The 13,231-nt window shown below is 74.3% G+C and carries 14 protein-coding genes and 1 riboswitch; of the genes, 5 read left to right on the forward strand and 9 right to left on the reverse strand.

The annotated features are described in order from the left end of the window. Nucleotides 1-42: 42 nt before the first annotated feature. Complete coding sequence (locus tag OG559_RS08795; protein WP_405114151.1) at nucleotides 43-489, forward strand: ATP-binding protein; 447 nt, start codon at nucleotides 43-45, stop codon at nucleotides 487-489. A gap of 20 nt (nucleotides 490-509) precedes the next feature. Here OG559_RS08795 and OG559_RS08800 read toward each other — a convergent pair whose 3' ends face one another. Further along, the gene (locus OG559_RS08800) at nucleotides 510-884 is read right to left on the reverse strand and encodes an STAS domain-containing protein (RefSeq protein ID WP_405114153.1); all 375 of its coding nucleotides are present in this window, start codon (nucleotides 882-884) and stop codon (nucleotides 510-512) included. Nucleotides 885-1,270: 386 nt separating this feature from the next. On the opposite strand from OG559_RS08800, the gene OG559_RS08805 reads away from it, so the two are divergent. After that, entirely contained in the window at nucleotides 1,271-2,518 is a 1,248-nt protein-coding gene (locus OG559_RS08805) for a DUF2786 domain-containing protein (protein ID WP_405114155.1), read from the forward strand. Between the two features lie 82 nt (nucleotides 2,519-2,600). Here OG559_RS08805 and OG559_RS08810 read toward each other — a convergent pair whose 3' ends face one another. From OG559_RS08810 to OG559_RS08830, 5 genes are all read right to left on the reverse strand, one after another. After that, nucleotides 2,601-3,095, reverse strand: a complete 495-nt coding sequence (locus OG559_RS08810) for a hypothetical protein (RefSeq protein ID WP_405114157.1) — start codon at nucleotides 3,093-3,095, stop codon at nucleotides 2,601-2,603. Between the two features lie 175 nt (nucleotides 3,096-3,270). Further along, entirely contained in the window at nucleotides 3,271-3,444 is a 174-nt protein-coding gene (locus OG559_RS08815) for a CsbD family protein (RefSeq protein ID WP_387021395.1), read from the reverse strand. A 126-nt stretch (nucleotides 3,445-3,570) separates the two neighbouring features. Further along, a complete protein-coding gene (locus OG559_RS08820) occupies nucleotides 3,571-5,826 on the reverse strand; it encodes a heavy metal translocating P-type ATPase (protein WP_405114159.1) in 2,256 nt (751 codons plus the stop codon). Between the two features lie 13 nt (nucleotides 5,827-5,839). Beyond that, complete coding sequence (locus tag OG559_RS08825) at nucleotides 5,840-6,865, reverse strand: hypothetical protein (protein ID WP_405114161.1); 1,026 nt, start codon at nucleotides 6,863-6,865, stop codon at nucleotides 5,840-5,842. A gap of 28 nt (nucleotides 6,866-6,893) precedes the next feature. Next, on the reverse strand, nucleotides 6,894-7,103 hold the full coding sequence (locus OG559_RS08830) for a heavy-metal-associated domain-containing protein (RefSeq protein WP_405114163.1): 210 nt from the start codon (nucleotides 7,101-7,103) through the stop codon (nucleotides 6,894-6,896). 149 nt (nucleotides 7,104-7,252) lie between these two features. Between OG559_RS08830 and OG559_RS08835 the strand changes: the two genes are divergently transcribed. Beyond that, nucleotides 7,253-7,555, forward strand: a complete 303-nt coding sequence (locus OG559_RS08835; protein ID WP_405102894.1) for a metal-sensitive transcriptional regulator — start codon at nucleotides 7,253-7,255, stop codon at nucleotides 7,553-7,555. Nucleotides 7,556-7,691: 136 nt separating this feature from the next. On the opposite strand, the gene OG559_RS08840 is transcribed toward OG559_RS08835, so the two are convergent. Both OG559_RS08840 and OG559_RS08845 read right to left on the reverse strand, forming a co-directional pair. After that, nucleotides 7,692-8,321 (reverse strand): DUF305 domain-containing protein, encoded by a 630-nt coding sequence (locus OG559_RS08840; protein WP_396669107.1) that lies wholly within the window; start codon nucleotides 8,319-8,321, stop codon nucleotides 7,692-7,694. A gap of 91 nt (nucleotides 8,322-8,412) precedes the next feature. Further along, on the reverse strand, nucleotides 8,413-9,123 hold the full coding sequence (locus OG559_RS08845; protein ID WP_405114165.1) for a hypothetical protein: 711 nt from the start codon (nucleotides 9,121-9,123) through the stop codon (nucleotides 8,413-8,415). Nucleotides 9,124-9,573: 450 nt separating this feature from the next. Between OG559_RS08845 and OG559_RS08850 the strand changes: the two genes are divergently transcribed. Together OG559_RS08850 and OG559_RS08855 are read left to right on the forward strand one after the other, a co-directional pair. Continuing rightward, nucleotides 9,574-10,980 carry a YibE/F family protein gene (locus OG559_RS08850; RefSeq protein ID WP_405114167.1) on the forward strand — a complete coding sequence of 469 codons (1,407 nt, stop codon included), beginning with the start codon at nucleotides 9,574-9,576 and terminating at the stop codon, nucleotides 10,978-10,980. A 166-nt stretch (nucleotides 10,981-11,146) separates the two neighbouring features. Continuing rightward, nucleotides 11,147-11,278, forward strand: a riboswitch (cyclic di-AMP (ydaO/yuaA leader). Between the two features lie 3 nt (nucleotides 11,279-11,281). After that, on the forward strand, nucleotides 11,282-12,304 hold the full coding sequence (locus OG559_RS08855) for a coiled-coil domain-containing protein (RefSeq protein ID WP_405114169.1): 1,023 nt from the start codon (nucleotides 11,282-11,284) through the stop codon (nucleotides 12,302-12,304). Between the two features lie 77 nt (nucleotides 12,305-12,381). On the opposite strand, the gene OG559_RS08860 is transcribed toward OG559_RS08855, so the two are convergent. Then, complete coding sequence (locus tag OG559_RS08860) at nucleotides 12,382-13,170, reverse strand: carbonic anhydrase (RefSeq protein WP_405116501.1); 789 nt, start codon at nucleotides 13,168-13,170, stop codon at nucleotides 12,382-12,384. Nucleotides 13,171-13,231 lie beyond the last annotated feature (61 nt).

Consider the following 13,231-nt stretch of genomic DNA (forward strand, 5'->3'; position numbering starts at 1 on the left):
GGAGGCCGTGTAGGCGGCGGGCTCCGCGGGTAAACCGGGATGATGGGATTGCGTACGTCGCCGCCACCGCCCCGCGCCACGGAACTGCACTGCTGGACCCTGTCCACCGGATCGGAGCTACGCGGTCTCCGTGCGTCTTTGCACAAGGCGTTCACCGGGCACGCCATCGCCGAGGGCGAGGAGCTCGACGGCATCCCCGAGCGGGTCGTACTGGTCGCCACGGAGCTGGCCACCAACGCCCTGCTGCACGGGCTGCCGCCGACCACGGTCCGGCTGCTGCGGGACGAGGACGTGTTCATCCTCGACGTCACCGACCACGACCTGACCACCGTGCCCGAGCTGGCCGACACCTGCCCGCTGGGCGCCGGGGGTCGGGGCCTCCAGCTCGCCCGGGCCTTCTCCCTGGATGTCGGCTGGTACGCCACGGAGGACACGAAGCACATCTGGGCGTCCTTCCCACGCGGGGAGGCTCAGGGCGACGGACGGTGAACGAGCTCGCGGCCTGGCCGTCAGCGGGTTGGGGACGTGGTGTCCAGGCCAAGCGTGGCCAGCACGCCGGTGATCTCCAGGACCCGGCGCACGGCGGGCTGGACGTCGACGACCGTGAGCCGGCAGCCCTGCTCGGCGGCGCGGGCATGGGTGCGCAGCAGGACCAGGATGCCGGACGAATCCAGGAACCGGACCCCGCCGAAGTCGACCTCCAGCGCGCTCAGCGGCGGGCCGTCCAGGACGTCGGTCAGGGCCGCCGCCAGCTCACCGGAGGTGGCCAGGTCGACCTCGCCGGTCACGGCGAGCAGCCCCCGGTTCCCGGTGACCGCGAGCGGGGTGATCGACAGGTGACTGGACGTCGACCATGGCTCGGGCATCGGCCTGGCGGGGCTCAACGAACCACTCCCCCTGATCGGTGACCGGCAGCGGTCCCTCGTAACAGAAGGCGGTACCGGCTCGTTCGCCCCAGGGTAGCCGTAACCCGGATCAATCGCGCCCTCCGGGGCCGCGCCCGTGCCCGCCGGCACGGGCCGCCACACCGGCCGGTAGGGCGTTGAACAGGCCTCCGGCTCGGCCCCGCAGTCTTCGCCGGCGCGGGGGCGGCTGGGGACGACGGGCGGCGCGACGAACGACCCCGGGGGTCTCCGGGCCGGACGTGGTGGCGCTCACGCCCGGCCCGGCCCGGCACGGCCCGGCGGTACGGTTTCCGGGCGGACCGGCACCCGGCCCGCCCCGCGAGCCGCCGGCCGAACACCGGGGACCAGGACTGACGGAGGACACCGTGCCGGACGCCGACGAGCTGGTCGCCGACGCCCTCGCGGCGGCGCGCGGCACCGACGTACGCGCGGCGGAACGGCAGCTCGACCGGCTGGTGGTCGGCGCGGGCGTCGCGGACGGCCCCGCGGCGGTGGACGCCGCCCTGGTGGCCCGCCTGGTGCGCGGCGTGGGCCGGCTCTGGCCCCGGGGCTGGCAGCCGGCGGACCTGGCCCGGATCGCGGCCCGCCGGCTCGGCCCGCCGGCTGGGCGGCTGACGGTCGACCTGACCGCCGCCCAGCGCCGGGACCTGACCGACACGGTTCCCGGCTGGTGGGACGACCAGCTCGCCGGCCTCGACGCGGCCGTGTGGTGGGACGACGACCGCCGCTACCTGACGTCCTGGGCGGCCCGGGAGGGCACCGACCGGATCGCCGCTCTGCGCGACGCGGTGGACGTGCTGGCGTTGGTCGAGGGGCTGCCCCCGATCGCGGTGCTCCGCCCGCCGCCCGGCACCACCGACCGGGCTGCGGCCGTCCCTGCCGGTGGCAGCGGGTCGCGGATGCTCGACCGGGTGCGGGCCCTGCTGGCCAAGGCCGAGTCGACCACCTTCCCGGCGGAGGCGGAGGCGCTGACCGGCAAGGCGCAGGAGCTGATGACCCGGCACAGCCTCGATGTCGCCCTGGTCGCCGCGACCGCCGAGCGAACCGACGTGCCCGGCGGCGTGCGACTCGGCACGGAGCCGCCGTATCCGGGGGCGAAGGCGCTGCTGGTGCAGGAGGTGGCGGCGGCGAACCGGTGCGAGTCGGTCTGGTCCGACGACCTGGAATTCGCCACCGTGCTCGGCTTCCCGGCCGAGCTGGCCGCCGTCGAGCTGATCTACACGTCGCTGCTGGTGCAGGCCACCGCCGCGATGCTGCGCGGCCGGACCGAGCGCCGATCCGCGGGCGGCAGCCGGCGGACGAAGGCGTACGACGAGTCGTTCCTCAACGCGTTCGCGCTGCGGATCGGCGAACGGCTGCGCTCCGCCACCGACGAGGCGAGCCGGGAGGCGGCCCTGGAGCAGGGGGCGGACCGGTTGCTGCCGGTGCTCGCGGCCCGCACGGAGGCGGTGCGGGAACGGCTGGACGACCTCTTCCCGGGGGTCACCAGCAAACGGCTCACGGTCGCCGACGAGGAGGGCTGGTCCTCCGGCACCTCGGCCGCCGACCGGGCGTCGCTGGACCCGGCCGGCCGGCCGCCCCGGCCGCTGCGCGGCGGCCGACCGGCCCGCTGACGAAGAGGCGGCGGCCCGGGGTCGCCTGTCGGCGGAGGCGGCCGGGCGCGCCCGGCGGTCGGAAGACCCGAGCGAGGGCCGGTCAGGCGCGGCACCCCCGGGCCAGCTTCGGCGGGATGTCGACGAACGTCGTGCTCAGCCACTTCACCGGTGTGGCCGACCGGGCGCCCCCGTCGAGTTGCTTCGCGGTGTCCGAGATCAGCGCCTCGATCTCGCGGTCCTCGGCCCGCGCCGCCTGCTTGCGGACGTCATCGGCCAGGCCGGCGAGGGTCCGCTTGAGCCGGGCGTTGAGCTCGTCGTTGGTCTCCTCGTCCCGGGTGGCGGTGGCCGAGTCGGCCGCGATCCTCTTGCTCCCGGCGACGATCAGCTTGTCGACCGCCCGACACACCTCGTCGGTGTTGGCGGCCGTCACGGCGGTCGGGGACTCCGAGGGCAACGCGGCGGCGCTGGTGGGTGGCGCGGCCGGAGCACTGGTGGGCGGCGCGGCAGCCGGCTCCTCGGCGGCATCCCCGCCCGACTGGCAGCCGGCGGCGAAGATGGCCAGGGTCACCAGGGCTGCGGCCCGGAGCGCGGTCACGGCAGGACGAGACATGTTCTCCCCCGTTGGGTTGTGGACCGCCCAAGCATGCCGTAGGACGTCACGCACCGTACCCACCGGCACGCGGCGCGGCCACCCAGCCGCGTGGGACGGGCCACCGACACGCGAAGCGCCGGGCCGGCGAGAGCCGGCCCGGCGCGGTAAGAGCTGGTGCTCAGCTCTTGAAGGCGTCCTTGATCTTCTCGCCGGCCTGCTTGAGCTTGGCCTTGGACTGGTCGTTGCGGCCCTCGGCCTCGAGGCGCTCGTCGTCGGTGGCCCGCCCGGCGCCTTCCTTCAGCTTGCCGGCAGCGTCCTCGGACTTGTTGGCGATCTTGTCGTCCATGCCCATGATCTACCTCCAGTGGTGCCGTTTTGTCGGTACTGCGACGTCATGGAGGTACCCCGCCACCCGGCTGCCCAATCATCGCCCGACGGAGACGACGGTCACCCGCCGTGATCGCTGGGACGGGCGAGGTCAGGCCGCCGGCCGGAAACGGCGCAGGCGGAGGCTGTTGGCCACCACGAAGACCGAGGAGAAGGCCATCGCGGCCCCGGCGATCATGGGATTGAGCAGGCCTGCGGCGGCCAGCGGCAGGGCGGCCACGTTGTAGGCGAAGGCCCAGAACAGGTTGCCCTTGATGATCGCCAGGGTGCGGCGGGACAGCCGGATCGCGTCCACGGCGGCGGTCAGGTCGCCCCGGACCAGCGTCAGGTCGCTCGCCTCGATCGCCACGTCGGTGCCGGTACCCATGGCCAGGCCCAGGTCGGCCTGGGCAAGGGCTGCGGCGTCGTTGATCCCGTCGCCGATCATGGCCACGGTCCGGCCCTCGGCCTGGAACCGCCTCACCACGTCCACCTTGTCGGCGGGCAGCACCTCGGCGGTCACCTCGGTGATGCCGACCTCGGCGGCCACCGCCTTCGCCACCGTGGCGTTGTCGCCGGTGAGCAGCACCGGGGTCAGGCCGAGGGCGCGCAGCCCGGCGACCGCCGCCGCGCTGGTGGGCTTGACCGCGTCGGCCACCGCGAGCACGCCCCGGGCTTGCCCGTCCCAGCCGGCCAGCACGGCCGTCCGGCCGGCGGCCTCCGCGCCGGTCACCGCCCGTTCGACCTCCTCCGGTACGTCGAGTCCGCGCTCCCGCAGCAGCCGCAGCCGGCCGACGGTCACCTCGCGTCCCTCGACGGTCCCGGTGACGCCGAGCCCTTCGACGTTGGCGAAACCGGTGACCGGGGCGAGCGGCCCCGCGTCGGCGGCCCCGGCGGCAACGGCCCGGGCGATCGGGTGCTCGCTGGCCGCCTCCAGCGCCCCGGCCAGCCGCAACAGCTCGGCGGCGTCCCCGCCCTCGGCGGGGAGCACGTCGACCAGGGTCATCCTCCCGGTGGTGACGGTGCCGGTCTTGTCCAGCACCACGGTGTCCACCTGCCGGGTGGACTCCAGCACCTCCGGGCCCTTGATCAGGATGCCGAGCTGGGCGCCCCGCCCGGTGCCGACCAGCAGCGCCGTCGGCGTGGCCAGGCCGAGGGCGCACGGGCAGGCGATGATCAGCACCGCCACGGCGGCGGTGAACGCGGCGGTGGGGCCGGCACCGGAGCCGAGCCACCAGCCCAGCGTGCCGGCGGCCAGCGCGATCACGATCGGGACGAACACCCCGGAGATCCGGTCGGCCAGCCGCTGCACGGCCGCCTTGCCGGTCTGGGCCTGCTCGACCAGCCTCGCCATCTGGGCGAGCTGGGTGTCGCCGCCGATCCGGGTCGCGGTGACCACCAGCCGGCCGCCGGCGTTCACGGTCGCCCCGACCACGGTGTCGCCGGGGCCGACCTCGACCGGGACGGACTCGCCGGTGAGCATGCTCGCGTCGACGGCCGAGGTGCCGTCCTCGACCACCCCGTCGGTGGCGATCTTCTCGCCGGGGCGGACCACGAACCGGTCCCCCACCGCGAGCTGGTCCACCGGGACGCGGGTCTCCACCCCGCCGCGCAGCACGGCGACATCCTTGACGCCCAGCTCGAGCAGGGCGCGCAGCGCCGCCCCGGCGGTCCGCTTGGACCGGGCCTCGAAGTACCGGCCGGCGAGGAGGAACGCGGTCACCCCGGCGGCGGCCTCCAGGTAGATGTTGCCGGCACCGTCGGTGCGGGTGATGTCGAGCCGGAACGGGTGGGTCATGCCGGGCATCCCGGCATCGCCGAGGAACAGCGCCCACAGCGACCAGCCGAACGCGGCCAGGGTGCCCAGCGAGACCAGGGTGTCCATGGTCGCTGCGCCGTGCCGCAGGTTGACGAGCGCGGCCCGGTGGAAGGGCAGGCCGCCGTAGACCACGACCGGGGCGGCCAGGGTCAGCGACAGCCACTGCCAGTAGTCGAACTGCCAGGCCGGAACCATGGCGAGCACGATCACCGGCACGGCCAGTGCGACCGACACCCACAGCCGGGTACGCAGCCCGCGCAGCTCGTCGACCGGCTCGGCGGCGGGCTCCGCGCCGGCCCGGGCGGGCGGGGGCGGCACGACGGCGGTGTAGCCGGTCTTCTGCACCGTGGCGATCAGGTCGTCCGGGCTGATGTCGTCGGCGTACGAGACGGTGGCCTTCTCTGTGGCGTAGTTGACCGTGGCGGTCACACCGTCCATCCGGTTGAGCTTCTTCTCGATCCGGGCGGCGCAGGACGCGCAGGTCATCCCGCCGATCGCCAGCTCGATCCGGTTCGCTGCGACCTGCAACGGCCGCGTGGGCGAGGTCATCTCAGCCCTCCTGTCAGTCGTGCCCGTGCCCGGGGACCCCGTGCCCGGCACCGGCGCTCGGGGCACCGGTGGCGGTCGGGGCGGTGGCGGTCGGGCTGGTGGTGGCGGCCGGCGTGCTCGTCGCCGTGCCGCCGGACACGGCGGGGGCGCCCACGACGACCGTGAACTCGGCCGTGTGCACCGCCTCGCCGTGCCTGAAGTCGAGGTAGAGCCGGTACGCACCGGCCGAGGGGAACTCCGCGGAGAACGTCACCGCCGGCCCGGCCGGGGTCCGCCCGTCCCCGGGCGCGCCCTCGGGATGCACGTGCAGGTACGCCAGGTCCCCCTGACGCAGCGCCACCAGGTGCCCGTACGCGCCGAGGTAGGGCTGCAGGTCGGTGACCGGCGTGCCGTCCCGGCTCACGGTCAGGGTCAGCTCGGTGGCACGGCCCGGCTGCGGCGAGCCGGCCAGGGTGACGGTGTAGCCGTCGGCCGTGGCGCTGCTCGCCGGCGCGGGCAGCGGCCGGGTGTCGACCGGGCCGGGCACCGTGACGTCGACGCCGAGGGTCAGCGCCGGGCCACCGGTGGGGGTGAAGTCCGCGAACGCGCGCCAGACGCCCGGGCCGCCGAGCGGGGAAGCGACACGCCAGGTGCCGTCCGGAGCCATCTCCGGGTGGACGTGCCGGAAGCCGGAGAGGTCCCGCCGCGCGACGATCAGGTGCATCCGCTTGTCGTGCGCGACGTCGTAACGGGTGACGGGGGCACCGTCGGCGCCGGTGATCCGGAAGGCGAACTCGCCGGCCGGCGCGGCCACCGGGGCCAGGGTCCAGCCCCGGTCGGAGACGAGCAGCCCGCCGGGCAGGTGGGCTGCGGCGTCGTCGGTGGAGGAGCGCGCGTCGCCGGAGGGCTGCGCGGCGCTGCCGTGGGCGGGGTCACCGGCGTCGTGGCGGGTCTCGGCGGCCGGGGCCACGGGGCCGGCCACCCGGCCGACCCCGTACGCCGCGCCGAACACCGCCGCGAGGCCGAGGGCGAAACCGCTCAGCTTCGTCGCCGTGTTCATCGGGTACCTCGGTTCTGTGCGGTCGGCGTCACGCGCCGACGAGGTCGTAACCGGCCTCGTCGACGGCGGCGCGCACGGTGTCGGTTTCCAGCGGGCCCTCGCTGGTGACGGTGACCCGGCCAGCGGCCAGTTCCACCTGGACGTCGCTGACGCCCTCGATCGCGCCGATCTCGGTGCTGACCGAGGAGGCGCAGTGCCCGCAGGTCATCCCCTGCACCTGGTATGTCGTGGTGATCATCGCAATTCCCCTCTCCTGGCCTCACCATACCCCCGGGGGGTAATCGTGAGGCGGACCACAGCCATCTCAAGCATCCCGATACCCGTGGGGGGTATCGCTGCCGCAAAGAACCGTAGCATACCCCCGGGGGGTAGGTTATCCTCGATGCCATGACCGCACCGACGCCCGCCCCGACCCGGGGGTACACCGCCAGCAAGGACCAGTTGCTCGCGCGGCTCCGCCGCGTGGAGGGCCAGGTCCGCGGCATCGAGAAGATGGTCGACGAGGACCGCTACTGCATCGACGTGCTCACCCAGATCTCCGCGATCCAGGCCGCCCTCGACAAGGTCGCCCTCGGCCTGCTCGACGGCCACGCCCGGCACTGCATGCACGAGGGTGCGGCCGAGGGCCGGGCCGACGAGATGGCCACCGAGATGATGGCCGCCGTCGGCCGCCTCATGAAGCGCGGCTGACCGCGCCCGCCGCCACCCGATCCCGTTTTCCACCGCCGGGCCCAATCCAGTCCCGTGACCGGGACCGGCCTCCGGCTCGCCGCCCGGGACCGGGGGCGGGCCGGAGAGACCCGCCCCCACCACAGGGCCGCCGGCGTCAGAGCCGGGCGAGGATCTTGTTCATGGCGTCGATCTCGCCCTGCTGGGCGGTGACGATCCCCTGGGCCATCGCCTTGGCGTCGGCGTGCGTGCCCTTCGCCAGCTCCTCCTTCGCCATGGTGATCGCACCCTCATGGTGGGCGATCATCATGGTCAGGAACTGCCGGTCGAACTCCGAGCCGGTCGCGCCCGCCAGCCTGGTCATGTCCGCGTCGGACATCATCCCGGGCATGCCGTGGTCCATCCCCGGCATCCCGTGTCCGGGCCCGTCCGACGGGACGGGGCGACCCCACCCGGTGAGCCAGCCGGCCATGGTCGCGATCTCCGGGCCCTGGGCACCCTTGATCTGAACGGCGAGGCGCTTGACCTCGGCGTCGGCGGCCCGGGAGTCGGCCAACTCGGCCATCTCCACCGCCTGCCGGTGGTGCGGGATCATCATCTGGGCGAACATCACGTCGGCGTCGCCGAACGTGGCAGACCCGCTCGCCGGTGCGCCGCTGGTCGCGGCGGGCGGCGTGTCGTGGCCGGAGGAGGTGTGGTCGGCGGAGCCGCAGGCGGTCAGGGCCAGGGCTGCGATGAGCGCCCCGCCGGCCAGGGCGGCGCGGCGCGCGATCGTACGAGTGGTCACGGTCTGGATCCTTCGATGTCGAGTGCGTACGCGGGCAGGACGGGGACACGGGTCGCCGGCCGCAGGGGCCGGGCGTCCGCGCCGGGGCGTCCTACGTACGCGACACCGAGATCTCGGCCAGCCACAGGCCGATCGGCCGGGGCGGTGGGGCACGCGGACCGGCGGGCGGCCCGGCGGGCCGACGGGCGGAGGGACCGACCGACCGCACCCCGCTGAGCAGGAGCACGGCCACGAACAGCGCCACCGCGAGCGCGCCGAGCACCGCCAGGCAGATGCTCCAGCCGGGCGGGCCGGCACCGGGATCGCCGGCGGGCAGCAGCCGCGCGGACGGGCACCCCGCCACCGGACAGCCCTCGGGCGACATCCGCATCGCACCCACCCGCGTCACGCCGACGCGGAGCACGGTGCCCGCCCCGGCGTCGGCCACCGGAAGGGCAGCGCCGGTCGCGTCGGCCGCGTGGAAGGTGACGTCGGTCGCATGAAAGGCAGCGCCGGCCTCGTGGAAGGTGACGTCGGCCGCGTGGAAGGCAGCGCCGATGGCCACGGGAAGGGCAGCGCCCGTCATGGCGGTCATGGCGGAAGCGCCGCCCATCGTGGTGGCGCGGTAGGAGGTGGCCGGGTGCGCGTCGGGAGACGCTGCCCGGTCGTGACCGCCGTGGCCCCCGCCGCCGTGGCCCCCGTGGCCCCCGCCGCCGTGCGCGCCGTGGCCGAGAGTGTGCATCGCGGCCAACCCGACCAGGGTGCAGATCAGCAGCACGAGCCGGGCCCACCGCCCGGCAGTCAGCACCGTCGCCGTCCGCACCCGGTCCACGCTAGCCGGTCCGGCCGGACGCCCGGGCCGAACACGCCACGAGCAGTCGCACCGCCGCCCACCGGTCCCGGCCGATGCGGCGACCGACCCCCGCACCCGGGGCGGGCAAATCGACCCGGGATTCAGTCGGGGCATGTCCGGCGGGCCGACCGGGCGCGCGATCTGCGTCCCCAGGTGGGGATGGCTACCATTTCGGGCAATGGTCGTCCGGATTCCGCACCGCCCGCCCCCGCGTCCCGCCGGGTGGCGCCGACCCGGCGGCCGGTGCCGGGCCGCCGCACCGTCCCGCCCCATGTTCGCCGTGGATAACGGCACGGACACCGGGGGAGCCTTCCCGCCGCCGAGTCCGACCCGACAGGTCGGGCCGTACGACGGGAACACTGAACCGCCCGGTCCACCGGCCCGTACCCCGCGCTGACACGCCGTTTGGAGAGACCGTCGATGGGCGCCGACCACACCCGACCGGCCCCGCCCGCCCCGCCCGGGGTGCGGCGGGTCCTCGTCGCGACCGTGGTGCCGCTCTTCGTGATCACCGTGATCGCGGCAGTCTTCCTCTGGCCCCGCGACGGGGGCCCGCAGAGCGACGGCAGCGCGGCGGTGCCCCGGTACCACGGCACGGTGACCCGGGTGGTCACCGAGGCGTGCCCGCCGCAGCCGGAGACGCCGGAGGACAGCTCGGGCGGGCCGGGCGCGCAGGACGGCCCGTGTGGCACGGTCACCGTCCGGGTGGAGCAGGGGCCGGAGGCGGGGCAGCAGGTCGAGACGCCGGTCCCGACCGGTCCCGGCGCGCCCACCGTCGCCGTCGACGACCGGATCGTCCTGGTCGAGTTGACCGACCCGGCCGACCCGTCGACGAGCGCCTACAACATCGCCGAGCACCAGCGCGGCACCCCGCTGGTGTGGCTGGCGGTGGTGTTCGCGCTGGCGATCGTCGCCTTCGGCCGTTGGCGAGGGCTGGCTGCCCTGGCCGGCCTGGCCGCCAGCTTCGCCATCCTGCTGACGTTCGTGCTGCCCGGGATCGGCGCCGGCGGGTCACCGCTGCTGATCGCCATCGTCGGCTCGGCGTTGATCATGTTCGTGGTGTTGCACCTCACCCACGGGGTGAGCGCGCAGACCTCCGTCGCCGTCCTCGGCACCCTGGGCAGCCTGGTGCTCACCGGCGCCCTCGGCACCCTGGCCGCCGCCGCCACCCACCTCACCGGCCACGGCAGCGAGGACGCCACCACCCTGTCGATGTTCCGGGGCGACGTGGACCTGCACGGCCTGCTGCTGGCCGGCATCATCATCGGCTCGCTCGGGGTGCTCGACGACGTCACGGTCACCCAGGCGGCCACGGTGACCGAGCTGGCGAACGCCAACCCGGGGCTGTCCCGGTTGCAGCTCTACCGGGCGGCCACCCGGGTCGGCCGGGCACACATCGCGTCCACGGTGAACACCATCGTGCTGGCGTACGCGGGCGCGTCGTTGCCGCTGCTGCTCCTGCTCACCGCCGACTCCCGCCCGGTGACCGAGATCCTGACCACCGAGTTCATGGCGCAGGAGATCGTCCGCAGCGCCGTCGCCACACTGGGCCTGATCGCCGCCGTACCGCTGACGACCGGGCTGGCCGCGGTGGTCACCGCAGCGGGTCGGGCCGCAGCGGCCGGGCCCGGCCGGCCGGGCGGCGACGGGGACGTGCCGGTCTCGCGTACCCCCGGCGCAGCCCGGCACCCGGCGGAGCGGGACCTCGCGCTGGAGGCGCTCAGCGGTGGGCGGCCCGACGACCGGTTTCCCGGCGGTCCGGCCCGCCCCACCGGTTCCCCGGCCCGGTGGGCCGGCCGAGAAGGGAGCACGGACAGCACATGGTGACACTTCGCAGCGTGACCGAGAGTGATGCCACGTGTGAGAATCGCGTCACTGACTACCGAAAGCAATTACAAAATTACGCTTTTAGTCGGCATCCGGACGTAGATCCCCACGAGGACTGTCGGGTAACCTCGCTGCCGGTCACCGCCGAAGGCGCGCAGCGGCGCCTGCGGTGCCGCCGCCCAATCGCCGCGAGGCGAGCCGGGGATCCAGGTACCTGGGGTGAATCCGCGACAGCGGTAGGGGCCACTTCCGCCCCGAACCCGTCAGCTAACCCGGTCGGCGGTCGATGGAAGGGAAAACTGTGACGGCACCCCTGCGCCGCTGGCTGGCACCCGTGGCGGCCGTGTTCGCCGCGCTGGCGATGCTCGCCGGGCCGGCCGCCCCGGCGTTCGCCGCGCCCTCCACCCCCAAGCCCTCGGGGCACGAGGAGGACGACGAGCCCAAGCTGATCACCGATGTCATCGAGGCCGCCAACCGGGACTACACCCAGGCCCAGTCGAAGCTCGACAAGTCCAAGAAGCGCCAGCTCCAGCTCGCTCTGGAGGTGAAGCGGGCCGAACAGGAACTGGACGCGCTCGCCCCGCAGATCAGCGAGATGGCCGCCCAGTCGTACCGGACCGGGCGGATCGGCGCCATGGCGATGCTGCTGGAGAGCGGTGCCCCGGACTCATTCGTCGAGCGCGCCACCGCCCTCGACCAGCTCAATATGATCAACGCTCGGAAGCTGGGCGAGGTCAACGACGCCAAGAAGCAGGCGGAACAGGCCAAGATCGCGCTTGACGCCGAGATCCGCGAGCAGCAGAAGCAGGCCGCGATCATGGCGAAGAGGAAGCACGACGCCGAGAAGTCCCTCGCGCTGGTCGGCGGCAAGGGCTTCACCGGCGGCCTGGTCGACGCCACCTCCCCGGTCGCAAGGATCGCGCCGGGCCGGACCTCCGACGGTGAGTGGCGGCCCGAGTCGCGCACCGAGAACGACCCGACCACCTCCGGCACGATCACCCCCCGGACGCTGCACGCGTACAAGGAGACCAAGAAGGCCGGTTTCCACCGTTTTGTCGGCTGCTACCGCCCGGGCGGGCCGTGGGAGCACCCCAAGGGCCGGGCCTGCGACTGGTCGCTGCAGAACAGCGGATTCGCCCCCTGGCACAACAACGACACCAGGCTGTACGGCAACAACCTCGCCGCGTTCCTCATCCGCAACGCCGACCGGCTCGGCATCTACTACGTCATCTGGAACCGGCAGATCTGGTTCCCGGCGACCGGCTGGAGTTCCTACAGCGGGCCCTCCAACCACACCGACCACGTACACATGTCAATGCTCTGACGACGCCGCCACGCGATCGAGGGCCGTCCCGCACACCCGCGGGGCGGCCCTCGCCGCATCGTGGCCCCACGAGCGTCTCAGGCGGCGGCGGGGGCCGCCGGAGTGGCCGGCGTGACTCCCGGGGGCGGGGTGGGCCCGTCCTGGCCGGCCGGGGCCGCGGCGGAGGGGACGGCCGGGGCCGCGGCGACGGCCGGGGCGAAGCCGGCGGGCACCGCGGCCACCGTCCGTACTCCGCCCGCGCTGAGCCGGTACGACATCCCGACCACCGCGCACCGCCCGGCGGTGACCTCGGCGGCCAGCACGAACGAGTCGGCGAGCATCGCCTCGACGGTCTGCGCGATGTGGATGTCGACGATCCCGTTGATGTCCTCGACCCCGCGCTCGGCGGCCCGGCGAAGACTGGGCACCACGGCGTCCACCACGGCCCGCAGGTGGCCGACGGGCGCGGTTCCGGTGCTGACCGCCGCCCGGGCCGCCTGCACGGCGCCGCAGGAGTCGTGGCCGAGGACCACCACCAGCGGGGTGCCCAGCACGGTCACCGCGTACTCCACGCTGCCCAGCACCTCGGGGCCGACGGTGTGCCCGGCGGTGCGGACCACGAAGAGGTCGCCCAGCCCTCGGTCGAAGATGATCTCGGCGGCCAGCCGGGAGTCGGAGCAGCCGACGATCACCGCGAACGGGTGCTGGCCGTCGGCGACGGCCGCCCGGTGGCCGGCGTCCTGATTCGGATGGCGCGGCACCCCGGTGACGAACCGGTGGTTTCCGGCGTGCAACTCCGCGAGGGCCTGACCCGGAGCGAGCGGGTCGAGATCGCCCGGGCTAGCGGCAGGCGAGGGGTCAACCCGCCCCAACCCCACCTGAGTCATCGACATGCTCAGATGATTCATGCCCCACCACCTTGCCCTTCGGCCGCACGACCAGTTCCTC

The sequence above is a fragment of the Micromonospora sp. NBC_01405 genome, from assembly GCF_045040155.1.
In the GTDB taxonomy this organism is placed as follows: domain Bacteria; phylum Actinomycetota; class Actinomycetes; order Mycobacteriales; family Micromonosporaceae; genus Micromonospora.